At 43.9% G+C, this 23,951-nt stretch carries 24 protein-coding genes; 9 read left to right on the top strand and 15 right to left on the bottom strand.

All coding sequences use genetic code 11. The features are described from left to right. Positions 1-7: 7 nt before the first annotated feature. The 7 genes from H150_RS0102390 to H150_RS13555 all read right to left on the bottom strand — a co-directional run bounded on the left by H150_RS0102390 (position 8) and on the right by H150_RS13555 (position 5,288). Complete coding sequence (locus H150_RS0102390) at positions 8-808, bottom strand: ABC transporter ATP-binding protein (RefSeq protein ID WP_019957448.1); 801 nt, start codon at positions 806-808, stop codon at positions 8-10. Between the two features lie 18 nt (positions 809-826). Further along, positions 827-991 (bottom strand): rubredoxin, encoded by a 165-nt coding sequence (locus H150_RS0102385; protein WP_019957447.1) that lies wholly within the window; start codon positions 989-991, stop codon positions 827-829. Positions 992-998: 7 nt separating this feature from the next. Beyond that, entirely contained in the window at positions 999-2,117 is a 1,119-nt protein-coding gene (locus H150_RS0102380; RefSeq protein WP_019957446.1) for an acyl-CoA dehydrogenase family protein, read from the bottom strand. Between the two features lie 95 nt (positions 2,118-2,212). Further along, a complete protein-coding gene (locus H150_RS0102375; protein ID WP_019957445.1) occupies positions 2,213-2,761 on the bottom strand; it encodes a carboxymuconolactone decarboxylase family protein in 549 nt (182 codons plus the stop codon). Between the two features lie 236 nt (positions 2,762-2,997). Continuing rightward, positions 2,998-4,230, bottom strand: coding sequence for a multidrug effflux MFS transporter (locus H150_RS0102370; protein WP_051082966.1), 1,233 nt, complete (start codon positions 4,228-4,230; stop codon positions 2,998-3,000). Positions 4,231-4,328: 98 nt separating this feature from the next. Continuing rightward, entirely contained in the window at positions 4,329-4,598 is a 270-nt protein-coding gene (locus tag H150_RS0102365; RefSeq protein WP_019957443.1) for a hypothetical protein, read from the bottom strand. A gap of 393 nt (positions 4,599-4,991) precedes the next feature. After that, positions 4,992-5,288 carry a DUF4190 domain-containing protein gene (locus H150_RS13555; RefSeq protein WP_019957442.1) on the bottom strand — a complete coding sequence of 99 codons (297 nt, stop codon included), beginning with the start codon at positions 5,286-5,288 and terminating at the stop codon, positions 4,992-4,994. Between the two features lie 139 nt (positions 5,289-5,427). Here H150_RS13555 and H150_RS0102350 point away from each other — a divergent pair, with 139 nt between their 5' ends. Next, complete coding sequence (locus H150_RS0102350) at positions 5,428-6,105, top strand: hypothetical protein (RefSeq protein ID WP_019957441.1); 678 nt, start codon at positions 5,428-5,430, stop codon at positions 6,103-6,105. Positions 6,106-6,174: 69 nt separating this feature from the next. On the opposite strand, the gene dnaJ is transcribed toward H150_RS0102350, so the two are convergent. Both dnaJ and H150_RS13550 read right to left on the bottom strand, forming a co-directional pair. After that, positions 6,175-7,314, bottom strand: a complete 1,140-nt coding sequence (dnaJ, locus tag H150_RS0102345) for a molecular chaperone DnaJ (protein WP_026353404.1) — start codon at positions 7,312-7,314, stop codon at positions 6,175-6,177. Between the two features lie 90 nt (positions 7,315-7,404). Continuing rightward, positions 7,405-8,865: an MFS transporter gene (locus tag H150_RS13550; protein WP_169708858.1), complete on the bottom strand. Its 1,461-nt coding sequence runs from the start codon at positions 8,863-8,865 to the stop codon at positions 7,405-7,407. A gap of 107 nt (positions 8,866-8,972) precedes the next feature. Here H150_RS13550 and H150_RS0102335 point away from each other — a divergent pair, with 107 nt between their 5' ends. Further along, complete coding sequence (locus H150_RS0102335; protein WP_019957438.1) at positions 8,973-9,749, top strand: alpha/beta hydrolase; 777 nt, start codon at positions 8,973-8,975, stop codon at positions 9,747-9,749. 60 nt (positions 9,750-9,809) lie between these two features. On the opposite strand, the gene H150_RS0102330 is transcribed toward H150_RS0102335, so the two are convergent. The 3 genes from H150_RS0102330 to H150_RS0102320 form a co-directional block, all read right to left on the bottom strand. Further along, entirely contained in the window at positions 9,810-11,219 is a 1,410-nt protein-coding gene (locus H150_RS0102330; protein WP_019957437.1) for an amino acid permease, read from the bottom strand. A gap of 105 nt (positions 11,220-11,324) precedes the next feature. Beyond that, complete coding sequence (kynU, locus tag H150_RS0102325; protein WP_019957436.1) at positions 11,325-12,572, bottom strand: kynureninase; 1,248 nt, start codon at positions 12,570-12,572, stop codon at positions 11,325-11,327. A gap of 47 nt (positions 12,573-12,619) precedes the next feature. Beyond that, positions 12,620-13,663 carry a tryptophan 2,3-dioxygenase family protein gene (locus tag H150_RS0102320; protein ID WP_019957435.1) on the bottom strand — a complete coding sequence of 348 codons (1,044 nt, stop codon included), beginning with the start codon at positions 13,661-13,663 and terminating at the stop codon, positions 12,620-12,622. Positions 13,664-13,833: 170 nt separating this feature from the next. On the opposite strand from H150_RS0102320, the gene H150_RS0102315 reads away from it, so the two are divergent. Further along, a complete protein-coding gene (locus H150_RS0102315) occupies positions 13,834-14,310 on the top strand; it encodes an Lrp/AsnC family transcriptional regulator (RefSeq protein ID WP_019957434.1) in 477 nt (158 codons plus the stop codon). 69 nt (positions 14,311-14,379) lie between these two features. Here H150_RS0102315 and H150_RS0102310 read toward each other — a convergent pair whose 3' ends face one another. The 3 genes from H150_RS0102310 to H150_RS0102300 form a co-directional block, all read right to left on the bottom strand. Further along, positions 14,380-14,859: an FKBP-type peptidyl-prolyl cis-trans isomerase gene (locus H150_RS0102310; protein ID WP_019957433.1), complete on the bottom strand. Its 480-nt coding sequence runs from the start codon at positions 14,857-14,859 to the stop codon at positions 14,380-14,382. 85 nt (positions 14,860-14,944) lie between these two features. Then, positions 14,945-15,424 (bottom strand): hypothetical protein, encoded by a 480-nt coding sequence (locus H150_RS0102305; RefSeq protein WP_019957432.1) that lies wholly within the window; start codon positions 15,422-15,424, stop codon positions 14,945-14,947. 50 nt (positions 15,425-15,474) lie between these two features. Next, positions 15,475-16,413 carry a 2-hydroxyacid dehydrogenase gene (locus H150_RS0102300; protein ID WP_019957431.1) on the bottom strand — a complete coding sequence of 313 codons (939 nt, stop codon included), beginning with the start codon at positions 16,411-16,413 and terminating at the stop codon, positions 15,475-15,477. A gap of 175 nt (positions 16,414-16,588) precedes the next feature. Between H150_RS0102300 and typA the strand changes: the two genes are divergently transcribed. The 6 genes from typA (at position 16,589) to glyA (ending at position 23,812) form a co-directional block, all read left to right on the top strand. Beyond that, positions 16,589-18,403, top strand: a complete 1,815-nt coding sequence (gene typA / locus H150_RS0102295; protein ID WP_019957430.1) for a translational GTPase TypA — start codon at positions 16,589-16,591, stop codon at positions 18,401-18,403. Positions 18,404-18,565: 162 nt separating this feature from the next. Beyond that, positions 18,566-19,189: a DUF4230 domain-containing protein gene (locus H150_RS0102290; protein ID WP_019957429.1), complete on the top strand. Its 624-nt coding sequence runs from the start codon at positions 18,566-18,568 to the stop codon at positions 19,187-19,189. 123 nt (positions 19,190-19,312) lie between these two features. Then, positions 19,313-20,656 carry a class I SAM-dependent methyltransferase gene (locus tag H150_RS0102285; protein ID WP_019957428.1) on the top strand — a complete coding sequence of 448 codons (1,344 nt, stop codon included), beginning with the start codon at positions 19,313-19,315 and terminating at the stop codon, positions 20,654-20,656. A 72-nt stretch (positions 20,657-20,728) separates the two neighbouring features. Further along, complete coding sequence (locus H150_RS0102280; RefSeq protein ID WP_026353400.1) at positions 20,729-21,811, top strand: hypothetical protein; 1,083 nt, start codon at positions 20,729-20,731, stop codon at positions 21,809-21,811. Between the two features lie 49 nt (positions 21,812-21,860). Further along, positions 21,861-22,328, top strand: coding sequence for a low molecular weight protein-tyrosine-phosphatase (locus H150_RS0102275; RefSeq protein ID WP_026353399.1), 468 nt, complete (start codon positions 21,861-21,863; stop codon positions 22,326-22,328). A gap of 233 nt (positions 22,329-22,561) precedes the next feature. Further along, a complete protein-coding gene (glyA, locus tag H150_RS0102270) occupies positions 22,562-23,812 on the top strand; it encodes a serine hydroxymethyltransferase (RefSeq protein WP_019957425.1) in 1,251 nt (416 codons plus the stop codon). Positions 23,813-23,951 lie beyond the last annotated feature (139 nt).

Here is a 23,951-nt window from a genome sequence, read left to right as displayed (position 1 = left end):
AGCGTCCTTAAATCACAAAATCAACAGTGGCCGTTTGCAATTGCTCGCCTTTGGCACTTTGTAAGGTACGCAAAATGTCTGCGCGCTCGTGTTGCAATTGCAATAAAGCCTCTTCACCCTCGCCTTGGCGATGCACAGTCCATTCACCAATCGTGCGGCCGGGCATTTTACCAATTAACACAATGCGCTGCGACACGAGCAAAGCTTCATCAATGTCATGCGTCACCAGCACAGCAGCAGCTTGGTGTTTGTCAATCAAACGCGTGAGCAAACCTTGCATTTGTGTGCGCGTGATTTCGTCCAGCGCACTGAATGGCTCATCAAGCAAAATGATTTGCGGCTGACGCGCCAAAGCACGTGCCAAAGCCACACGCTGCGCCATACCGCCTGACAATTCGCTCGGATACAAAGCACCCGCATGTGCCAAATCCACATCTGCCAAAGCTTCGGTAATGCGCTGCTCGGCTTCTTCTTTGCTGATTTTCGGTTGGTCTTTGAAACGCAAACCAAAACCAACATTCTCACGCACATTCAACCACGGCAATAAAGACGGGTTTTGAAACACAAATGCCAAACGAGGATGTGGTTGGGTAATTTTTTGGTCGAATAACGACACTTCACCGCTTTCAGGACGCTGCAAACCCGCCATCACACGCAACAACGATGATTTGCCCACGCCACTGGGGCCAAGCAAAGTCACCAACTGACCTTGAGCCAATTGCAAATCAAAGTTTTGCAAAATGCGCTTGAATTGACCATCTTTTTGCTGATAGCCAAGATTGATGTTGTGAGCATGTAAAACAGTCATGAAACGGATTCCAAGCAATTAATCGGGTAAACGGGTGAAAAACTCTTTGTCGATACCGCAATCAGGGCATTCCCAATCCTCAGGAATGTCTTCAAACAACGTGCCTGCAGGCAAACCATGTTCTGGGTCGCCCACAGTTTCATCGTAAATCCAGCCACAAGGCTCACAAATATAACGTGCCATTTTTATCTTAACTTTCTGCTGTTGCCGCTTGTACCAACTCGCATTCGAGCTTGGCAATTTCTTTGCGCAAATGTTTGATGGCAGGAGTCACAATCGCCACGAACATCGCTTCACGGTTGCGTCGCTGCGCAGGATGGCGCATCAAATAACCCTTAGCACCTGCATGCAACGCCGCCGACTGTGCCGCAGCCAATGACAATTCAGATGCCTCCAAACGGGTTTTGCACACCTCCAACATCGACACATCGCCTGCATCGGCTTGCTCAGCCAAGCGCACCGTCGCTGCCCAATTGTCAGCCAATTGTGCTGCTGTTTCGGCTTCGCCATCGTCCAAATATTGATTCACATGTGCTGTGACCACATTGCTTTCACGCATGATGTCGATGCAACCATCCACCACACCCGCACCCATACCAATTTGCAACAAAATAAAGCCCGGTTTAATCGCTTTGATGAAATCAGCAAATTGATGTGTGTCTGCCAATAAATCGGCTTCGGTAATCACCACATCTTTGAATTTCACACCCAAAGTGCGCGTGCCTTCCAAGCCGCAAAACTCAGGACAATCACGCAAAGTCACACCATCCATATGCGTGCCCGTCATGAACATCACAAATTCGGTTTCACTCACTTGCGCTGTTGCTGCCCAAACATGACCTTCACCAATGTTAGATACCCACGGCAACATGCCGCTGACCACATAACCATCATCGGTTTTTTGTGCTTTGAGCAAATGTTTTTCAATGCCAGACAAATGTTTGACGGTGTTGGACATGCCTGTGCCTGCCAATACATTCGCTTGCAACACATCTTTCAAATAACGCTCACACACGCCAGCATTTTGACTTTGGTGTAAATACCAAGCACATGCGCTTTGGCACCACGCCATAAATGCTGTAGAACCACACTCATGACCGATGCGGCGAATGACTTCAATTTGCGCCGCCAAGCCCAAACCCAAACCGCCTTCAGCCACCGTTCCCAATGCCGCAAAACCACCCAATTCACCCACGCCACGCAAATAATCAGCAGGATAAAAACCTTCGCGGTCGATTTTTTCAACCAAAGGGCGCAATTGAGTTTGAGCATGCAAACTCACCGCTTGCATCAAAGATTCACGAGTCATGGAGGGTGTTCTTTCAAAAAACAAATATCAAAGACAACAAATAAAAAAGCGTCCTGTAAGCGTTTTACAGGACGCTCACACAATCAATGCATCAATTAAGCAAATGCTTGCAATTGTTCATTGATTTCAGTTTGAGCCAAATTGTTGGTGTAATTGCAAAGCGTTGCCAAAGCCACACCCAACACCACTTCAACGGCTTGTTGTTGGTTGTAACCTGCGGCAAAAAACGCAGCCAATTCTGCGTCACTCACCGCACCTTTGTTTTGCATCACCGCAACGGTGTAACGTGCCAAAGCGTTCAATTTAGGTTCTTGCGCCGCAAAGTCTTCTACCGCGCGAATGGCAGTCAATACTTCCTCAGCAAACAATTTTTTAAGCGTTGAGATTTTGGTGTGACCTGCCACGCAAAAACCACATTCATTGATGCGAGCAGCCGTGATTTGTACCACTTCGATTTCCGCGGCAGACAAGCTGGTGCGTGCATTGATTTTGCCCACTTCTTGGTACATTTCCAAAGCCGTTGGTGCGTTAGACAACACACCAATTAAGTTGGGAATGAAACCATTGGCTTTTTCAACCGCTTCTACACGGGCTTGGGCATCGCTAGGGGCAGTGGCAACGGTATTGATGGTTAAACGAGACATTCTTGAGCTCCAATTTATGATGTTAATATATTATTTACTAACATCATATAGGAAGCTTGTACAAGAAAAAAGGAACTTTATTTCATACCTATATACTCAAAAAAGCATATGGATTTAAAAACAGATTTTAAATCCATATGCTCAACAGAAAAATACCATTGATAATGCATTGTTTCATTGAGAAGAATAAAACAATGCTTTCAAAAAGCATATGCAATTTTATGATCAAAGGCTGATTATGACACTTTAAACGCCGAACGAGACAACACGCTAATGGCAATGATGGCGCACAAAGTGGATGCAAACATCATTGCAGGCATCACCGTCACATTGCCTGCTGTTGTTGCATGCAATTCAGCAGTACTCCAACCAATCAAAGCCGCAATCATCTGCATACACGCACCTAACAATGCATTGGCGCTGCCCGCTTCGCGACTAAAGTAAGACATATAAATTGCCTGATTGGATGGCACAATCAAGCCTTGTGCACCAATAGTTAGCATCAACAATAAAACCATAAGTGGCAATGGCGGCAAAGCCACCAAACTCCATCCCAGCAATACGCTTGCTGCAATCACTTGCACTGCCAAGCCCGCACGCAATAAGTTTTTTGGGGCTGAGCCTTTTTTCAAACGCCAAGCCGTCATTCGGTTAAACGTTGCCATTGCAATGATATTGAACATGAATGCCCATGCATATTGGGTCTGATTCAAACCATAATGGTGTTGGTAAACCCAAGACGACTCCGTCAAAAACACAAACATACAACTGAAACAAAAGCCTTGTAACAACAAAAATCCCATGGCTTCTTTGTGTTTCAGGACGCTTTGATAGCGGCTAAAAACACCACTCCAAAACGCTTCATTGGGTTCTCGTTGTGGCTTATTGTGTGGCAAATATTGGTACATACATCCTAGCAAAGCCACACCATACAATAGCAAAAAACCAAAGATTGCTTGCCAACCCCAAATTCCTTGAATCAAAGCACCGACCATTGGTGCAATCGCAGGCGCAATCATAATGATAATGCCAATGGTGGCAAACATTTGCGCCGCTTGGGAACCTGTATAACGATCACGCACCATCGCTGGCACAATCACCGTTGCCATACCCGCACCCGCACCTTGAATCAAGCGCAATGCAATCAAGTGGTCGGCTTGGCTGGTTTGTGTAATCCATGCCGTGCTGATGACAAAAATCAACAAACCCACCAAACAAATCGGTTTGCGCCCTTTCAAATCTGACAAAGAGCCCCCAAACAATTGCCCTAAAGCGGCACCCACTAAATACACACTCAAACTTTTTTCAATGGTATGTACATTGCTGTTCAAAGCCTCTGCCATCATAGGCATGGCAGGCAAATAAGTATCTATAGAAAACGGCATAATGGCGACCAGCAAAGCCAATAATAAAGACAGTTGTTTGTCGCTCAATTTCGATTTTGTAACAGGGATATCAGAATGGTTCACGGACACAAATCACCAAAAGAAAAAAGATTTCGGTACTGTCCGAAATCTTTACAATAAAACAAGTATGTTACCTAAAAATGCTTAAGCCTGCAAAAAGCTTACACAATATTGGTATTAAGCAAGCTGAATATGGCGTAACCAACAATCAAACAAAACCACATACCAGCTGAAAAATAAGAAGCATATATGCCAATTCTTGCTGCTTGTTCGCCATAAAATGTTTCAGGATTTTGAGAGATTTCGCGCAATGCCGATTGACCACTCAACACGCCTGCCCATGATGCGATCATCGGCAAGATGGTATAGGACAAGAGGGTAAACAACACACATAAATAAACATGGCTGTTCAATTTGGTTTTTTGAATCATGGGCAGTATTATCGTTATTTTTTACATCAATTAACGTAATATTTTACACCAAAAAACATAAAAATCCGAAACATTTTACAATTAAACAAATTAAAACAAGCAACAACCGTGAATATGGCTCTTATAGACTACATTCAAAGCCATCTAAACCAGTCATACAGCGAAAACCATCTTATGACATCAACCAACTATTCCTCATTCAACTCACAAAATACCTCATGCAAACCCATCTTCACGCCATCAACATCATTCACAAACGACCAACAATGTCTTCCTTAACCACACGAAAACACAAGCCAATTAATATTCATGGCTTTAATTTTATCTGTCAAAAAAATGGCAATAATTAAAATTTTCATACGCTAAAATTTCAATAAAACCACCCAGTCTTTATCATGTCACGCCTTGTATCAAAGCCCAACCAAACCAAACGACAAAACCAATGAGCAAAGTCACACAAACCAATTGCACATACGACAAAATCAAGCCTAATAAAGCCATAATACTACTGGTCTCATGTGGTCTTTCTAATAACTGCCCTCTGGCCAAATGGCCACAAATCACACCCACAATCGCTCCTAAAATAGGAATAATCACCCAAGCCGCCACACCTGCGACCAAGCTGATAATCGCTAAGGTATTGTGTGGTTCATCTTGGTAAACTTGCACTTTTTTGTGTTCAGACTCCATTTTTACGACCTCTTTCATAGAATCATCTTGCTTTGAAATCAAGGCACAAGATGGAAATAATCAGATTTATCACACACTGCCATACAAACAGGTTACCATTTAAGGTTCAGTAACCAAAATAATACTAAGGAAAACAAGCATGAGTATGGTGCGTTTGATTTCACCTTCTTTCTTCTCAACCAAGCAACAAATTTTGCAAGCCATTAGCGAAACGTCTGCAAATTTGGTGGTTTTGCCAACTTACAACCCAAGCCTAAGTCACATCAATAGTGACTATGTGTTTGAGTACCCAAGTGTGGAAGAAATTCAAGCCGTGTTACACAAAGGCCAAAAAGTGTATTGCCAGCAAGTGCGTGTCGGTCACGCACCCAAACATGTGTTGGTCAGCCGCAAAGATGTGGATTCATTGGGTCGTGAATGTAGCATTGAAGAAATCACCCAACAAGGCGACAAATTCATCAAGCGCATCAACAAAAAACGAGTATTGAATGTGCGTGGTCATCAAGTTTCTTTTGCGTTTGGCGATGAAATCCATGCTTTGCATGCAGATTTATACGCAGGCTTACAGGCCGATGTCTTGATTTACCCAAGCCAAGTGCGTCCGACATCATGGGTCAAATTAGGCAAAACCATCAAAGCCATCTCTGAACATACCAGCGTTGCATTTGTATCTTTAAATGACAGCGACAATGCCAAAACTTTGAGCAAAATTAAAACCAGCACCAAATTATTCAATCAAGGCGTGGAAAACACCGATGCTGCGACTTGGGACAGTGCTAAAAAATTGTTCTGCGTGGATATTCCATTGGACGATTAAATAAACATTTTCAAGCCAATAAAAAGCGTCCTGTAAACAGTTACAGGACGCTTTTTTAATACTGATGAATCAATCAAACAAATCGCGTAATTTATCCATGAATGATTTTTGGCGCGGGGTTTGTGAACGCTCTTGACCCGTTGAAATGGTTTCAAACTCTTCCAACAATTCTTGTTGACGTTCGGTCAAATTCACTGGCGTTTCTACCAAAATATGGCAATACAAATCGCCGACTGAACTTGAGCGCAATGATTTGATACCCTTGCCTTTAATGCGCATCTTACGACCGTATTGGGTTTCTGGTGGAATTTTCAATTTCACACGTCCGTCAATAGTCGGCACTTCCACTTCACCGCCCAAAGCTGCGGTGGTAAAACCAATCGGCACTTCACAATGCAAATCAATGCCATCACGTTCGAAAATCTTGTGTTCAGCCACTTCAATAAACACATACAAATCGCCTGAAGACGCACCGTGCGTACCTGCTTCGCCCTCACCGCTCAAACGGATACGGCTGCCTGTATCCACGCCAGCGGGGATATTGACATCCAAAGTGCGACTGGTGCGAACTTTGCCATGACCTTTACATTTGATACATGGGTCTTTGATTTCCACGCCTGCGCCTTGGCAAGTCGGGCAAGTTTGCTGTACTTGGAAAATCGCTTGTCGAATGTGTACCGAACCTGAACCATGACAAGTATGACAAGTTGTAGGTGTACTACCAGCTTTGGCACCTGTGCCATGACAAACATCGCATTCATCGTGTGTGGCAAACGTGATTTGCTTTTTCACGCCATGCGCGGCTTCTTCCAAAGTGATGCGCAAATCATAACGCAAATCAGCACCACTATAATCAGGTTGACGCGAGCGACCACCACCGCTACCTGCGCCACCAAACATTTGGCTGAAAATATCGCCAAAATCGCCATTAAAACCACCACCACCGCCAAAGCCGCCACCAAAACCACCGCCGCCCATATTAGGATCTACACCGGCATGGCCATATTGGTCGTACGCTGCTTTTTTATCAGGCGTGGACAAGATGTCATAAGCTTTCTGAATTTCTTTGAATTTTTCTTCAGCTTCTTTGTTATCTGGATTGCGGTCAGGATGGTATTTCATCGCCAATTTGCGGTAGGATTTTTTAATTTCCTCATCGCTGGCGCTTTTCGATACACCCAACACTTCATAAAAATCACGTTGACTCATGTTCGTTGGTTTGGCTAAATGGTTGAGAATGGGGTACAAATATGGGTGCAAACTCAAATTACAAGAGCCGCACCCATAAATTGTTGTGAATTAAAGCGTGGTTAAGCTGTTTTTATCTGCGTTTTCAGACTTATCAACACCTTCTTCCATCATCATAGGCTTTGTATCTTCTATGATGATTGCTTCAGCTTTAAGGCTTTCATCCAATACAATAGAAGCGTCCTGTAAAACAGTATTATCCTTCTGAGTCTCTTGACTAACTGGGCTTGACGCTGTCACGATTGTCTCCGATTCACCAGCAGAAGCGGCATCTGCTGATTCTTGCGCTTGCTGTGCTTGCACATCTTCTAATTCCTGCGCGACCAACACGCTGCCCATGCCTGCATTCACTGGCATAGACACATAACGACCCCGTTTTGCCAAAGGAATCACGGCTTGAGTCAAAGCGAAGACCAACAAAATCCCAGCCAATACCAAGTATTGCAATACAAAGCCTTCTGCACCCATATATTTCATCAAAAAGCCCAATAACAAAGGCGATAAAAATGAGCCAATACAATAGCTGAACAACAAACTGCGACCAACCTCTACCACATTGGAGTGCGCAGGAATACTGTCGTTGGCTCGAGCGGAACTCAATGAATACATGGTAAACACGCCACAACCCATCAAAAATGCCGAACCAATTAATACATATTCATATTGGCCCAAGGTCCACATCAAAGCAGCCGCCACAATGGCAAACGATGAAGCCAAAATCAAACCTGCTCGACGACCAAAGCGATACGAGAATTTCCCCATTGGAATTTGAATCATCAAACCTGCGGTCATGGCTGCCAAAATAAAATACGATGCCACTTGATTGTCCAAGCCACGCAAAGACACATACACAGGCGCCATCGTGATAAAGCCACCGACCAAGAAACCCGCTACCACCGTCCCAAGCAAGGCCAATGGCACGACTTCCCACAATTTTGGAAAACTGATGCCCATTTTATGGGGTAACTCAGGCTGTTCGGTGCGCGTGAGCATGATGGGAATGATGGCACCCACCGCCAATATGGCACACAAAACATACATAGATGCGGCACCAATAGGATAAGCAATGACCAATGATGCGACCATGAACGCCATGTAAAAAACCATGGTATATACTGCCAAAATACTGCTGCGGTTTTTGTTGGTAGAACGGGCATTGAGCCAACTTTCCACCACCATTAACAAACTGTAATCGGCAAAACCCAATATCACACGAAAACCCACCAAAGCATATTCATTTTTAACCAAAACATGCATTAAAATACTGATGACAACCAATGCCGTAAACAATGCAAAAGCGCGGATATGACCCACTTTGGCCACCCAACGCTGCGCGGCAATGCCACTGAGCAATGCACCAAAATAAAAACCTGCATTGATTAAGCCAATTTTTTCAGAACTCACACCTGCATTGGCCAACTCAATATTGGAAAAAAAGATGAACAAACCGACGCCGATGAACAACACCGAGACCGAGGTAAACAATGAAGACAAAGCCATTATGGATTTCATAAATAATTCCAATATCATGTTAAACAAATACCAACCTGCATTATTACAGAATCTCTACCGCCTCCTAACATAGCCATACAAGAAAGCCCATTTTTAAAGGATTTTGCATGCGTTTATACGACAACAGCCGCACTGTAGCCAATGAAGATGCCATTTTGGTGGATTTTCAACAACGCAGTAGCACCGTTTACCAAAACCATCCCAACCACACACTGACTTATGGCACCCACCCACGCCAAACCATAGATGTATTTGAATGCGCGCGTGAACAAGCGCCCATATTGGTTTTTATTCATGGAGGCTATTGGCAGTGGTGCTGCAAAGAGGATTTTGGTTTTATCGTGCCATCTTTATTGGCCACAGGTTTGGATGTTTTATTGTTGGAATATCCATTAACACCTGATGTCTCGTTTGAACAATTGGTTCAAAGCGTTGGACAAGGTTTGGATTTTTTAGCACAACAGCCACAATGGCAAAACCGCCAAGTGTATTTGTGTGGTCATTCTGCGGGCGGACATTTAAGCGCACAATGGCAACACCATGCTTGGGTCAATCATATTATTGCCATCAGCGGCCTGTATGATTTACAACCTTTGGTGCATACCCATTTGAACGAAGCTTTGAAACTCAGTAAACAAGATATTGTGCAATACAGCCCAAGTCGCCACACAGCCAGTACCAAGCCTTTGCACATTGCTTATGGCTTGGAAGAACTAGACGAGTTGCAATGGCAATCGAGTCATTATGCTGAACAACTGATGCAACAAGGTTTTCATCCCATCGTGCACCCGATGACTCACACCAACCATTACACTATTTTAGACAACATCTTCAATACGACCGATGCTACATTGGCGCGCTTATTGGAAATAACTCAAGCATAAATAATACAGGACGCTGATGTGACTCAGCGTCCTGTAAAATCAAACCATCCAATGAATGACTTAAACTTGCTCTTGCTCTGCTTGAGTCAAAGTTTCAGGTGCTTGTGGTTTGCGACGCAACACATAATACAAACCGACCAAAGCGATGGTGAATGGTAAGCCAAACAACAAAGTGGATTTGAATACATCAGTCATATAAGTGGTCAACATAATCGCCAACATCAACACCGCACCCAAAATCGTACCAACAGGGAAACCAGGGACACGGAAACTCAACACACGACCTTCTTTTTCAATTTGACGACGGAAAAAGAAATGCGTCACAAAAATCATGCCCCAAGTGAGCATCGCCCCAAACATCGACAAAGAAATCATCACTGGGAAAGCCGCCTCAGGATTGATGCCATACACAATAGAAGCCACCGCAATGCCGCTGGCTGACAAAATCAACGCATTCATCGGCACACCATTGGCTTTGATTTTACCGAACATTTTCGGCGCATCGCCTGCGCGTGACAAACTGAACATCATGCGAGTAGAAATGTACAACATACTGTTCATCGCTGACAAAGCTGCAATAATCACAATAAAATTCAAAATGCCATCAGCAAACGGAATACCCAACTCTTGCATCACAGTAATGAATGGACTGCTCGCACCTTTAGCCACCAATGCCGTCCAAGGTACCAACATTACAATCAAACTCAATGATAACAAGTAAAAAATTACCAAACGATATACAGTGGCACGAAAAGCTTTGCGCACCGACTCTTCTGGGTTTTCAGCTTCGCCTGCTGCCACCGCAATCATCTCAATACTCAAATAACTGAAAATCGAAATAATCACACCAACCCAAATACCCCAAAAACCATTCGGAGCAAAACCTTCATGTGCGGTCAAATTCTTCATGCCATCGCTGATGCCATGTTGACCAAACAACACAATCACCGCCAATAAAATGAACGCCAAAATTGCAAACACTTTCACCGATGAAAACCAATACTCCACCGAACCAAAAGCTTTCACACTGTAAGCATTCACACCAATCAAAGCCGCAGAAAAACCCACAATCCACCACCATGAAGCCACATCAGGAAACCACATTTTCATGTATTCCGCCACTGCCGTCACTTCTGTACCCACTGCCAACACAATACACGACCAATAACTATACCTCACCAAAAAACCCGCCAACGGACTGATATAATGCTCGGCATAAGCACCAAACGAACCTGAAGTAGGATGGGCAATCGTCATTTCAGCCAAACATGCCATCAATAACAAAGCAATCACACCGCCAATGGCATAACTGACAATCACCGCAGGCCCTGCAAAACTGATGGCAAACTTACTGCCCAAGAATAAACCCGTACCAATGGCGCCACCGATGGCAATCATGCTCATTTGCCGTGCAGTGAGCTTTTTGTGCAAGCCCGCCTCACGCGCTTGAATTTTATCAAATTGACTCATCTAAACTTCCTTCTGACATTTTGTAATTTTGCTTTTTGCTTTTGTAGTATTGCTACAAAAAAAAGCGATGCTTATTTGTTAACCATCGCTTTTGATTGAATCAGATTAAGTCACAGCACCACGACGGTGAAAATGGGCTTGATCCCAGCTGCCTGTGTCTAAAATATTTTTCAAATGTTGTACCGCATCCCAAATGTCTTCATGGCTCAAATAAAGTGGTGTAATACCAAAACGCATCACTTCAGGCTCACGATAATCTCCCACCACACCACGCTCAATCAAAGCTTGAATGATGGCAAAGCCATGTTCATGACGGAAACTCACATGGCTGCCACGAATCGCTTGCTCGCGCGGCGTTACCAAAGTCAACGCATGCTGTCCACATTCTTGCTCTACCAAAGCAATGAACAAATCGGTCAAAGCCAAAGATTTGCTGCGGATTTGGGACATCTGTGTTTTTAAGAACACATCCACGCCACAATCCACCAATGCCAAAGAAGTGATTGGCTGTGTCCCACTCAAATAACGGCGTATGCCTTGAGCAGGCGTGTAATCGGTCGCCATATCAAATGGCTTAGCATGTCCCCACCAACCAGACAAAGGCTGACCGACTTGGTTAACGTGTTTTTCAGGCACCCACACCATCGCAGGCGCACCAGGGCCACCATTCAAATATTTATAAGTACAACCAATAGCAAAGTCAGCATCGCTGCCATTCAAATCAATTTCGACCGCACCAATAGAATGACACAAATCCCAAATAACCAAAGCACCGTGAGCATGAATTTGAGCGGTGGTTTCTTGCATAGGCCATAAATAACCGCTGCGATAATTCACATGTGACAACACCACTGCCACCACTTCATCACTCAAAGCGTCCTGTAAATCTTGTGGGCCATCAATCAAGCGCAACTCATAACCACGCTCTAACCATGCTGTCATGCCTTGAATGATGTACAAATCGGTTGGAAACGCCTCACGTTCAGCCAAAATGATTTTGCGTTTGCTGTCATCTTGTTGAATTTTCAAAGCTGTTGCCAACACTTTGAATAAGTTAGAGCTGGTAGTATCGGTCACAGCCACTTCACCCGCTTTCGCACCCACCAATTGCGCCACTTTGTTACCAATGTGCAAAGGCAGCTCCCACCAACCATGCGTGTTCCAGCTGCCAATTAAATCTTGTTCCCACTCTTGGCGCACAATGTGGTTAACACGCTCTAAAGCAGCATGTGGGCGCACACCTAGCGAATTGCCATCCAAATAAATGGTGTTGTTCGGCAAAGCAAATTCAGATTTCATCGCCGCCAAAACGTCTTTTTCGTCCAACTCGCGGCAGTATTCTAATGTCAACATACTTTTTTCCTCTATTTCTCAATGGAATGTGTGGTTTAAATCAATTTTCAACGGCTCGATGCAAAAGACATGCATGCCACCACTTCTTGTGGCGGTTGTGGCAATTGGTGTCTTGGCATCAAAAATGAGGTTAACTCTGAAATTTCTTTGAATATCATGTGGCTCTCAGCAGCGGCTTTCAAATAACCTGCACCTGTGCTGCCACCGGTACCGACACGCTTGCCTATCGTGCGGCCAACCATATGAATGTGGCGATAGCGCCATAAAGACAATTGTTCATCGATTTCTAATAATAAATTGAGCAATTCATACGGCAATTGCAACAATGGATGGTCACGATACATCATGATGAACAACGCATTTTTGCTCGCCAATTGGCTCAAACGCCGTTCTGTCGGATAAGTGTCTTGCGTCATAAACAATTGATCAAACACCGCTAAATTGTTTTGCTCACCCTCAGACAAATCTTTGGCATACGTATGACGCAACTGCTGCCAAAAACCCCAATCTTTCTCATGGCTTGTAGCCCATGCATTGTGATGTTCGGCCAAAGGCATGCGTTCTAACCAAACATTGAGCAAAGACAATAATGACGTTTCACTCTCTACCGCTTGTACACGCAAACGGTCTGTTTCACTCAATTGCGACAAGTAATATTCTTGGCCGTGGCGGCTTTGATATTGCAAACCCAATAAAGCTTCGATGATTTTGAACTGTATGCTTTGAAAACCCGAAGCTGGACGCAGAAAATCGCGAAAATCCAAAAAATCCAATGCCGTCATGGTTTCTAAAACTGAAATTTGCTTGACCAATACTTCTAAAATCTCACACACCCGTTTTAAACGACTCACTGCATTGTAAACATCAGGCGCATTATCAGACACATTGGGCTGCGCAAAAATATCACGCACAATGTTGATTTCATGCAATATTTGCTTAAACCAAAGCTCATAAGTTTGGTGGATAATGATGAACAACATTTCATCATCAGCACGCACACCCTCTTTGACGCTTTCAGGTGCTTGAGCATTGAGTATTTTCTCTAATTGCAAGTATTCTGCATAATAAACAGGCGGGCGTTCATTTTTCATCATAATCTCAATAAGATATTAAATTCACTTAGAAAATTTTTATTTTTTACTACAAAATCATAAATCAGTGTAGCATAAGCCTTCATGCAGAATATTGCATATATATGACATGGAAAATAGTATTTTCAAATAATATTCTAATTAATAGCTTATTTTTCGCAGGAGTAATGATGTTAGACCAAACTGACTTTAAAATCCTTCGCCACTTGCAAACCAATGGCAGACTCAGCAATCAAGATTTGGCCGACATGGTTGCTTTATCGCCTTCCGCTTGTTTGCGCCGCGTCAAGACCTTGGAGCAAGCAGGCTACATTCAGGGCTACCATGCTTTGCTCAATGCGAAAAAATTAGGCTATACCGTTGAAGCTTTTGTACAAGTGCGCATCGATCAAGGTGCAGACGATTGGCATCAATCTTTCCAAGATACCATCGAACAATTAGACGAGATTTCTGATGCGTATGTGATTACAGGTGGCTCAAACTATTTGCTGCACATTCGCACGCAAGACTTTGAGCATTTTTCAGAATTCATTGTCCATACCTTGAATCAAATCAAAGGTGTGCGGGACATACAATCGAATATGGTCATGATGAGTTTGAAGCGCAATGGGCGTTTATTGCCATTGCGACACAAGAAAATCAAATGATTTGTCAGACATAAAAAAGCGTCCTGTAAATGTTTACAGGACGCTTTAAAAACCGAATACTCAGTTTAATTAGTGGTGATGACCACCTACACCGTGTACATGACCGTGAGCAGTTTCTTCTTCAGTCGCTTCACGCACTTCTACGATTTCTACTTCAAAAGTCAAATCTTCACCAGCCAATGGGTGGTTAGCGTCCACAATCACCAAGTCGCCTTCTACGGCTTTAACAGTGATGATTTGCACGCCTTCTGGTGTACCTGCTTGAAATTGCATACCAGGCTCAATCACATCCACACCTTGGAATGCTTCACGCGGCACTTCGTTAACCAATTGCTCATGGTATTCGCCGTAAGCTTCTGCAGCAGGAACATTCACAGTCAATTTGTCACCAGCGACTTTACCTGCCAACTCTTTTTCCAAACCAGGAATGATGTTACCTGCACCGTGCAAGTAAGGCATAGGATGCTCTTGAGATTTATCCAAAACTTCACCAGCTGCATTGGTCAAGGTGTAATGGAAGCTAACTACTTTGCCATTCTCAACGGTCATGATATGTTTCCTTCAAGTTAAATATCGTGGCATATTACCGTGTTTTGGAAACATTACCAATACTTATACTGCATTGACTCTATAGTTATTGCATCTGCTCTAATTTTTTCTGATGCGCCTCAGCCGCCTCATTTAATTGCCGCTCTATGGCTTTGTGTTGTAACTCATCTGGCTGTGCAGGATGGTTGGACCACGCTTTTTGCATGGATTCTTGTGCTTTTTGATATTCGCTATTTGGATTTTGATACAATTGCTCGGCCGCTTTTTGCTGTCCTAACATCACATAACCAAGCGGTATGAACAAAGACAACACCAAAGCCACGCCACCACCCACATAACGCCAATCCGTTCCTACTGACAATCGATTTTTTTCACGAGTACGCGCCTTAATACCCATTTTTTGATTGTATTGAGCTCGTCTTTTATCATGTAATAAATAATTGCTCGCCAATTGCAAATAACGCTCTTCCACATTGCCTTGGCTTCTTGCCAACCGAATGGCTCGCTCGATAGTCAAGCGATCTGCATTTTCTGGTATGTCTAATAACTCATATAAATTGACCATTGCACCATTCCTTTACACCTAGACAGCACTGAACACGAGCTAACCATAGTTTACAATGTTACCGCAGTTAACAACCGTCCTGTTTGCATAAAGCTGGCCACATTGTCCAACAACAACGTATCCATGTCTTGACGGGTTTCCAAAGTCGCACTGCCCATATGTGGCGTTAATACCACCGTGCCGTTTTGTAACAATGCAGTCGGTATATTAGGTTCGTGTGCATACACATCCAAAGCCGCACCCGCCAATTGTTTGGCTTGCAACACCTCAATCAATGCTGCCTCATCGACAATAGAGCCACGCGCAATGTTGATTAAAAAGCCATGTTCGCCCAAAGCTTTCAGGACGCTTGCATCAACCAAACCTTGCGTTTCTTTGCCGCCAGGGCAAGCAATGACCAAAAAATCAGCCCAAGTGGCCAATTCGCCCAAATCATCAAAATAAGCATACGCCACATCTGCCACTTTTTGGCGATTGTGGTAAGCGATATCCATCCCAAAACCCTCGCCCCGTTTGGCAATGGCTTTGCCTATGCGACCCAGACCTAAAATGCCCAAACGCTTGCCACTGACGCGGGTACTGTTACCAAAACGCTGCTTGCCTCCCCAAGACAAACTGCGCACATAGCGGTCTGCTGCGCTGATGCGTCTGGCCACATCTAAAATCAATCCCCATGCCAAGTCAGCCACACAATCGGTCAATACATCGGGCGTATTGCTCAAAACAATGCCGCGTTTTTGCAAATCTGCCACATTGATGGCATCGTAGCCCACGCCAAAACTGCACACTGCTTTCAAATTCGGCAGGTATTCTAATTGGGTTTGAGTCAAACCAAACTGTGCCGATGTCACCACCAAATCAAACCGATTGCCATTTTGGCGCAAATATTCGTCCGCTTGTGTTTGTTGCCACAAAAATGTGGTGTCATAGCCACTGGCCAAAGCTTCATTAACATCATTTGACAAACGTCCAAGCTGTAATATGCGCATATTTATCCCTTTGTATTGAATCAAAACACCGTCAACGGTCATTTGAATTTTTTTAACTGATTATTTTTTAATATAAAATTTTATTACATTGCGGTGCAATAGAAATTGCATCATGGTTTTTTGAATGGTGCTATAATGTACTGTTACAAAAAATTCATTAGATATCAACGAGATTATGAGCAAACAAATTCGCAATATCGCCATCATTGCCCACGTCGATCATGGCAAAACCACATTAGTGGACCAATTATTACGTCAATCAGGTACATTTAGCGCTCACCAACAAGTAGATGAACGCGTAATGGACAATGGCGACATCGAAAAAGAACGCGGTATTACCATTTTGGCAAAAAACACTGCCATTGATTACGAAGGTTACCACATCAACATCGTTGACACTCCAGGACACGCGGACTTCGGTGGTGAAGTTGAACGTGTATTGGGTATGGTTGACTGCGTGGTATTGTTGGTGGATGCGCAAGAAGGTCCTATGCCACAAACCCGTTTTGTGACCAAAAAAGCTTTGGCTTTGGGTTTGCACCCGATTGTTGTAGTAAACAAAGTAGACAAACCAGGTGCGCGTCCTAGCTGGGCGATTGACCAAACATTTGAATTGTTCGACAACTTGGGCGCAACCGACGAACAATTGGATTTCCCAATTGTTTACGCTTCTGGCTTATCTGGCTTTGCCAAATTGCAAGAAGAAGACGAATCAGACAACATGCGTCCTTTGTTTGAAACCATTTTGAAACACACTCCAGAGCCAGCTGGTTCGGCTGACGAAGTGTTGCAATTCCAAATTTCACAATTGGATTACTCAACTTATACCGGTCGTTTGGGTATTGGTCGTATCTTGAACGGTCGTATCAAACCAGGTCAAATCGTGTCTGTGATGCAAGCTGATACACAAATCGCTCAAGGCCGTATCAACCAATTATTGGGCTTTAAAGGTTTGGATCGTGTGCCTTTGGAAGAAGCTGAAGCTGGCGACATCGTCATCATTTCAGGTTTGGACGACATCAACATCGGTGTGACCATTTCTGACAAAGAAAACCCTAAAGGTTTGCCAATGTTGTCTGTGGATGAGCCGACTTTGACCATGGACTTCATGGTGAACACTTCACCTTTGGCAGGCACTGAAGGTAAATTCGTTACCTCTCGCCAAATCCGTGACCGTTTGACTCACGAATTGTTGACCAATGTGGCATTGCGCGTGGAAGACACTGCCGATGCGGACATCTTCCGTGTGTCTGGTCGTGGTGAGTTGCACTTGACCATTTTGTTGGAAAACATGCGTCGTGAAGGTTTTGAAATGGCTGTTGCCAAACCTCGCGTGGTATTCAAAGACATCGATGGCGTGAAATCTGAGCCTTACGAAAACTTGACCGTAGACATGGAAGACAACACCCAAGGCGCGGTAATGGAAGAATTGGGTCGTCGCCGTGGTGAATTGGTGAACATGGAAAGTGATGGCAAAGGCCGCACTCGTTTGGAATACAAAATCCCAGCACGTGGCTTGATTGGTTTCCAAGGCGAATTCATGACCATGACCCGTGGTGTGGGTTTGATGTCTCACGTCTTTGACGATTACGGTCCTGTCAAAGCTGACATGCCAGGTCGTCATAATGGCGTGTTGATTTCTCAAGAACAAGGCGAAGCCGTGGCTTACGCATTGTGGAACTTGGAAGACCGTGGTCGTATGTTTGTGAGCCCAGGCGACAAATTGTACGAAGGTATGATTATCGGTATTCACAGCCGTGACAACGACTTGGTGGTTAACCCATTAAAAGGTAAAAAATTGACCAACGTTCGTGCCTCTGGTACTGACGAAGCGGTTCGTTTGACCACACCTATGAAATTGACTTTGGAAAGCGCGGTTGAATTCATCGACGATGATGAATTGGTAGAAATCACACCACAATCGATTCGTTTGCGCAAACGCTACTTGAGCGAAACCGAACGCCGTCGTCATTTCAAAAAATTAGACTAATGCTCTCACGTTGATGTCTCACCAGCGTCCTGTAAATCTTACAGGACGCTTTTTAATCCGCTTTTTAAACACGCTTTAAACCACTTTTACCTGTACAAACCCTATTTATAATCACAAAGCTTTATGATGCAGCCTTTCTCCCAAAGTCCGCACTCAAAATACATGAAAAAACTCTTTTCACTGTTGCTCGTTCTCAGCTTGCTTGTCATCTTCGCAGCCGCAGCTTATTATGCTTATTTTTTCTATCAAAAACAGCAACAAATCAGCCAGCAACAACACGTGACCATCACGCGTGAAGGCGTATTAACCAAAATCCAAGAACTCAATCGCTTAGAAACCATGGCTTTTCACATCGACACCGTGGTGCATTCTGAGAAACAAGGCAATTGGTATAAATTATGGCAAGACCATGAAAAAGGTTTGTTCATTGTCAAAGGACAAGTGGTGGCAGGTGTGGATTTATCAAAATTAGATGCCAGTGATGTCACAGTTTCGGCCGATGGTCAAAAAATGATTGTCGATTTGCCTGCTGCGGAAGTTTTTTCCACCCAAATTTCCAATATTCAAGTTTACGACCACCAACGAGGTTGGATGAATTTAGAACCATTGGATAACAATCTACTCCAACAAGCACAAAATGCTGCGAAGGTTCAAATCCAACAATCTGCTTGCCAAGCAAAAATTTTGCAACTGGCCAATGACAATGCTAGCAAACAAATGACTCAGTTATTTAGCTTAACCAAAATGGATATCACCATCCGCTCTCAAGCGGTTAAGCATTGCTAAAAATTGACTTAACATATCAATATATTGCATTGCGGCATTACAATAAATGCCATTTAACATAAATTATTTCAAGCAGGTTTCTTAACCATAAGATATAACCATAAAATAAAGAAAGAATAAGCCATGCACTTGCCTGACGACCAGCCCAAATTTGACTTACACCCAGACCGCCTACGTGCGTTGAGTGTCTTATTCAAATTGCCACAACCCCAACCGGTTGAACAAGCGCAAATTGTTTTATTGGGTGTCAGCCATGGTGCCAATGCTTTGGCCTTAGCATGTGAATATCCGAACGCAAAAATCATTGCGGTGGCCAGTGCTGCTGTGTATGCCCAACGAATACAGGAAGCATGCAAACACTTAAAAATAAAAAATGTGCGCATACTTTCTGTATCTAAATGGTTAGACTTCACTCCTAAAACACCAATTGACTACGTACTGTGTCATGGTTATTACAGTTATTTATCGGATGATGAAAAACAACGCCATACTGCGCAAATTGCCAAAGTGATACATCCACAAGGCATGGTTTACATTGATTATTTAACCACATCAGGCTGGCAAGCTTTTGAAAACATGCAATATATATTGACGCAAATTTACCCAGCAGAAAATTTGCAATCTATTGATGAAACCACGTTCAATCAAAGCATTAATTTGCTGTATCGGTATTTACCGACCAGTCATCCTTTATGCCATCAACTCAACCACATCATGCCAAAAATGAATTTGCGTACCCATCCGAGCCTCAATGGCTATTGGTCACTCAAACAAGCTCAGACGGAAACTGCAGATGATTTTTTACACCGATTACATGAATTAAAATTAGGTTATGTTTGCGACAGCGATATTTCCCGCTATTATTTTCAACCTTTACCAGATGATATCCAAGCGCACTGCGGCCGAAACAGACATTTAAGTGAGAATTTATACGACTTACTCACCCATCAAAGCAGCCGCGCAAGCTTAATCATGCCGATTGCACAATTGCTGCAATTTCGACTGCCTTCGCATGAGGATATGTATGAAAGCTTGGATTCACTACACATCTCAGGTCATTTTCAACTCGAGCAAGAGCAAACCATTTGGCGCAGCACTTTAAATCCACAAATCGCCGTCAGTGCCACCATTTTGAACAGCATGTTGCTAGAATCCATCAACCATGTTTACCATGCTAACTGCACTTTGGCAGTTAAAAAATTGCTAGAGCTACTGGAAACCAAATTCAAAGCCGTACCTGACATTCATCAATCGGCTTATATGATGTTGTTAAGTTTGGTTTTATCGGGTGCGTTGCACATTCGCAGTCAACGCCAAAGTGGTTTTCACCATCAAAGTGCCATGATTGCATTACATGAATGGCGCATGCACCATGATCCACATTTGACGCCTGCAAACAAATGGCTGCAACCGATTGCCAAAAAAGACTTAGAAGTCATGAAAATAGCCGAGGCTAATGCACAATAGCGCAGCCTTATTTAACCTCTGCGCTTGCGTCTGTTAAAATAGCGGTCTGAATCTTTTTGGATGTAGACCGCTGTGAACACATTACTCCCTGATACCCGCCCCTTCCCAACTGACCCAGTTAAAAATGACTTGTTGATGTATGCAGGTCAAATGGCTGCCAATCCTAACAATGCCCAAGGCAAATTGGCAGGCGAACAATTGCGCCATCAAATTTCTGACATGTTGTTCCAACGCCACATTTTAGGCTTGTCAGTCGCCATGTCTATGGCACCGGACGCAGCGGTTTACCAACAATTGTGGCTGTCTTTGAACCAAGTGTTATTGGCGCAAACCGAAGAAGAAATTCAATGGATTGCCATGCCAGTGATTTTGGTGGTCGGTAGCAAACAACCTGTGCAATTGAAACAAAGCTTGCCTGATTTGAATGCCTTTTTTGCGCAATACCCACAATTTGCCGCCTTACAACAAACAACGTGGTTGCCCAATTTAATCGACGGCTCTGATTTGGCTTATTTCAAATCGGACGCTTGGTATGCTGCCAAACAAAACATGGCGGCATCGGAACAATTGGCAGCACAAATTCCAAGTGCTTCATTGCAATTTGCCGCAGGCCAAGAAGTGGTTGTGGCTTATGCTGTTGGCTATGGTCAAAAACACTTACAGGACGCTTTGAACCAAGCCTTAAAAGAAGCTGCAATGCCATTGATGCAATTGTGGATTGAGCATTTACATGGCAATGGCGTCACCGTTTTTGCCAATCCCGTGGCACCGACCACACCGATGTTGGCCTTGCAACAAGGCTCGGCTTTGCGCACACGCATGGCTTTGGATGTCTTTGCTGCCAATGCTTTGCGCGCCATTCGTTTACAAAGCCCGCGTGCAGGTGTGGTGGTGGCAGCACAAGAAGGCGGCAAAATTTTGTTTGGCTTTAATTCAACCGACGAAGTCATGAGTTTGGCACCACAAATTTTCACATGGACTTTGGCACCGAATGACGATATCAATCTGATTTTGGCCAATTTCATTGATTTGATGGTCGAATGCCAAGTAGAACACATTCGCATTTTGCATGAAGCTTTACAAGACACGGATGTTTTGCCTAGCTATGCCAGAGCCGTAGACATGCCAAGCCACAATCCGATGTTCCCTAACTAAAACATTTACAGGACGCCTTCAAGCGTCCTGTAAACCAATGGAGCTGGTCATGACGCACATTTTATTTGTTTGTTTGGGCAATATTTGCCGTTCACCGATGGCAGAATTTATCATGAAACAATGGCTGACAGAACAAGGGCAAAGCCATTTGTTTCACATCGACAGCGCAGGCACATCAGGTTGGCACAATGGCGAAGACATGCATTGTGGCACTGCGGATATTTTAGACGGATTGAACATAGACAGCCGCGGCTTTGTCAGCAGCCAAGTGCGCCCACAAGACGCGGAAAAATACGATTATATCGTGGCGATGGATGCCAACAATTTACAAACCTTGCAGCAGTTACTCACCAAAGATGCCCAACACATGTTTGTCATCACCGATTTGCTTCCTGAATTAAACTATCCACAAGGCGTACCCGATCCTTGGCATACGGGTGACTTTGAAGAAACCAAACGTTTGCTACAAGCGTCCTGTAAACCTTTATTGGCACATATTACGGCACAATCGGTTTGATACCAACCTACCCAATTCTAGCTAAAATGCTTCATAAACCGACATATCATTTTCAATGCAAAAATGATTGTTCCTTGCAAAATGTCTGTTTACAAAAGATTTGTTCCGAATAAATAAACAATTGCGCATTGCAAGTATTTTCAGCCCATGCAAAAACCTTCAAGATGGGCTAAAATACCATTCCTGATTCAGGTTTTTGACCTGTTTTATGCACTCTCATTGGAAGGATAGTCATGTTTTCTCGCAGTGTTACCGTTGCATCATTTGATCCAGAGTTGGCGCAAGCCATTGCCCAAGAAGTAGAACGTCAACAAGACCACGTTGAATTGATTGCTTCTGAAAACTATGTTTCACCAGCCGTTATGGAAGCCCAAGGCTCACAATTGACCAACAAATACGCAGAAGGCTATCCTGGCAAACGCTATTATGGCGGTTGCGAGTTTGTCGATGTGGCTGAACAATTGGCGATTGACCGTTTGAAACAATTGTTTGGTGCTGAGTTTGCCAATGTTCAACCACATTCAGGCTCACAAGCCAACCAAGCGGTTTACACTTCGGTTTTGCAACCAGGCGACACCATCATGGGCATGAATTTGGCGCATGGCGGTCACTTGACGCATGGCGCATCGGTGAATATTTCGGGCAAATTGTACAAAGTTGTGCCTTACAGCTTGAATGATGCCGAAGAAATTGACTACGATGAAGTAGAACGTTTGGCCATTGAAAACCAACCTAAAATGATTGTGGCAGGTGCTTCGGCTTACGCGTTGGAAATCGATTTCAAACGCTTCCGCGAAATTGCAGACAAAGTCGGTGCGTATTTGTTTGTTGATATGGCGCATTACGCGGGTTTGATTGCCGCTGGCGAATACCCTAACCCTGTGCCTCACGCGCACTTTGTGACCTCTACCACTCACAAAACCTTGCGTGGTCCTCGCGGAGGTATCGTGTTGACCAATGACGAAGCTTTGGCGAAAAAAATCAACTCAGCGATTTTCCCATCGTTGCAAGGCGGCCCATTGATGCACGTGATTGCTGCCAAAGCGGTGGCTTTCAAAGAGGCTTTGGATCCATCTTGGAAAGATTACGCCAAACAAGTGAAAGCCAATGCCAAAGTTTTGGCTGAAGTGTTGACCGAGCGTGGTTTGCGCATTGTTTCAGGCCGCACCGAAAGCCATGTATTCTTGGTAGACTTGCGTGCTAAGCAAATCACCGGCAAAGCGGCAGAAGAAGCTTTGGGCAAAGCACACATCACTGTGAACAAAAACGCCATTCCTAATGACCCTGAAAAACCATTCGTGACTTCAGGTATCCGTTTGGGTACACCGGCCATCACCACTCGTGGTTTTGACGAAAACGACACGCGCGAATTGGCTCATTTGATTGCGGACGTTTTGGATACACCAAACGATGCTGCTGCGTTGCAAGCGATTGCAGTGAAAGTAACGGCTTTGTGCGCTAAGCGTCCTGTATACGTTGCTTAATTCAATCTGACTTTTAAAAAGCGTCCTGCTGTGAATCAGGGCGCTTTTTTTACTTTAAATAAAAACATTGATATAAAACAATAAACCCAGTTATTAACTCGTTCTCATCACACAAAACATAACCTTGGCATAATAGATG

Origin of the sequence: Vitreoscilla stercoraria DSM 513, from assembly GCF_000382305.1 — a bacterium.
GTDB classification, from domain to species: Bacteria; Pseudomonadota; Gammaproteobacteria; order Burkholderiales; family Neisseriaceae; genus Vitreoscilla; species Vitreoscilla stercoraria.
This window is presented reverse-complemented; position numbering and strand designations above follow the sequence as displayed.

What these genes read in the sequence shown, in the direction of transcription:
- H150_RS0102275 (WP_026353399.1), top strand. Translation starts at nt 21,861, where the DNA reads ATGACGCACATTTTATTTGTTTGTTTGGGCAATATTTGCCGTTCACCG.
- H150_RS13550 (WP_169708858.1), bottom strand. Translation starts at nt 8,865, where the DNA reads ATGAAATCCATAATGGCTTTGTCTTCATTGTTTACCTCGGTCTCGGTG.
- H150_RS0102310 (WP_019957433.1), bottom strand. Translation starts at nt 14,859, where the DNA reads ATGACCGTTGAGAATGGCAAAGTAGTTAGCTTCCATTACACCTTGACC.
- H150_RS0102335 (WP_019957438.1), top strand. Translation starts at nt 8,973, where the DNA reads ATGCGTTTATACGACAACAGCCGCACTGTAGCCAATGAAGATGCCATT.
- H150_RS0102315 (WP_019957434.1), top strand. Translation starts at nt 13,834, where the DNA reads ATGTTAGACCAAACTGACTTTAAAATCCTTCGCCACTTGCAAACCAAT.
- H150_RS0102330 (WP_019957437.1), bottom strand. Translation starts at nt 11,219, where the DNA reads ATGAGTCAATTTGATAAAATTCAAGCGCGTGAGGCGGGCTTGCACAAA.
- H150_RS0102300 (WP_019957431.1), bottom strand. Translation starts at nt 16,413, where the DNA reads ATGCGCATATTACAGCTTGGACGTTTGTCAAATGATGTTAATGAAGCT.
- H150_RS0102365 (WP_019957443.1), bottom strand. Translation starts at nt 4,598, where the DNA reads ATGATTCAAAAAACCAAATTGAACAGCCATGTTTATTTATGTGTGTTG.
- H150_RS13555 (WP_019957442.1), bottom strand. Translation starts at nt 5,288, where the DNA reads ATGGAGTCTGAACACAAAAAAGTGCAAGTTTACCAAGATGAACCACAC.
- H150_RS0102390 (WP_019957448.1), bottom strand. Translation starts at nt 808, where the DNA reads ATGACTGTTTTACATGCTCACAACATCAATCTTGGCTATCAGCAAAAA.
- glyA (WP_019957425.1), top strand. Translation starts at nt 22,562, where the DNA reads ATGTTTTCTCGCAGTGTTACCGTTGCATCATTTGATCCAGAGTTGGCG.
- H150_RS0102385 (WP_019957447.1), bottom strand. Translation starts at nt 991, where the DNA reads ATGGCACGTTATATTTGTGAGCCTTGTGGCTGGATTTACGATGAAACT.
- H150_RS0102285 (WP_019957428.1), top strand. Translation starts at nt 19,313, where the DNA reads ATGCACTTGCCTGACGACCAGCCCAAATTTGACTTACACCCAGACCGC.
- H150_RS0102305 (WP_019957432.1), bottom strand. Translation starts at nt 15,424, where the DNA reads ATGGTCAATTTATATGAGTTATTAGACATACCAGAAAATGCAGATCGC.
- H150_RS0102380 (WP_019957446.1), bottom strand. Translation starts at nt 2,117, where the DNA reads ATGACTCGTGAATCTTTGATGCAAGCGGTGAGTTTGCATGCTCAAACT.
- H150_RS0102375 (WP_019957445.1), bottom strand. Translation starts at nt 2,761, where the DNA reads ATGTCTCGTTTAACCATCAATACCGTTGCCACTGCCCCTAGCGATGCC.
- kynU (WP_019957436.1), bottom strand. Translation starts at nt 12,572, where the DNA reads ATGTTGACATTAGAATACTGCCGCGAGTTGGACGAAAAAGACGTTTTG.
- H150_RS0102290 (WP_019957429.1), top strand. Translation starts at nt 18,566, where the DNA reads ATGAAAAAACTCTTTTCACTGTTGCTCGTTCTCAGCTTGCTTGTCATC.
- H150_RS0102350 (WP_019957441.1), top strand. Translation starts at nt 5,428, where the DNA reads ATGAGTATGGTGCGTTTGATTTCACCTTCTTTCTTCTCAACCAAGCAA.
- dnaJ (WP_026353404.1), bottom strand. Translation starts at nt 7,314, where the DNA reads ATGAGTCAACGTGATTTTTATGAAGTGTTGGGTGTATCGAAAAGCGCC.
- typA (WP_019957430.1), top strand. Translation starts at nt 16,589, where the DNA reads ATGAGCAAACAAATTCGCAATATCGCCATCATTGCCCACGTCGATCAT.
- H150_RS0102320 (WP_019957435.1), bottom strand. Translation starts at nt 13,663, where the DNA reads ATGAAAAATGAACGCCCGCCTGTTTATTATGCAGAATACTTGCAATTA.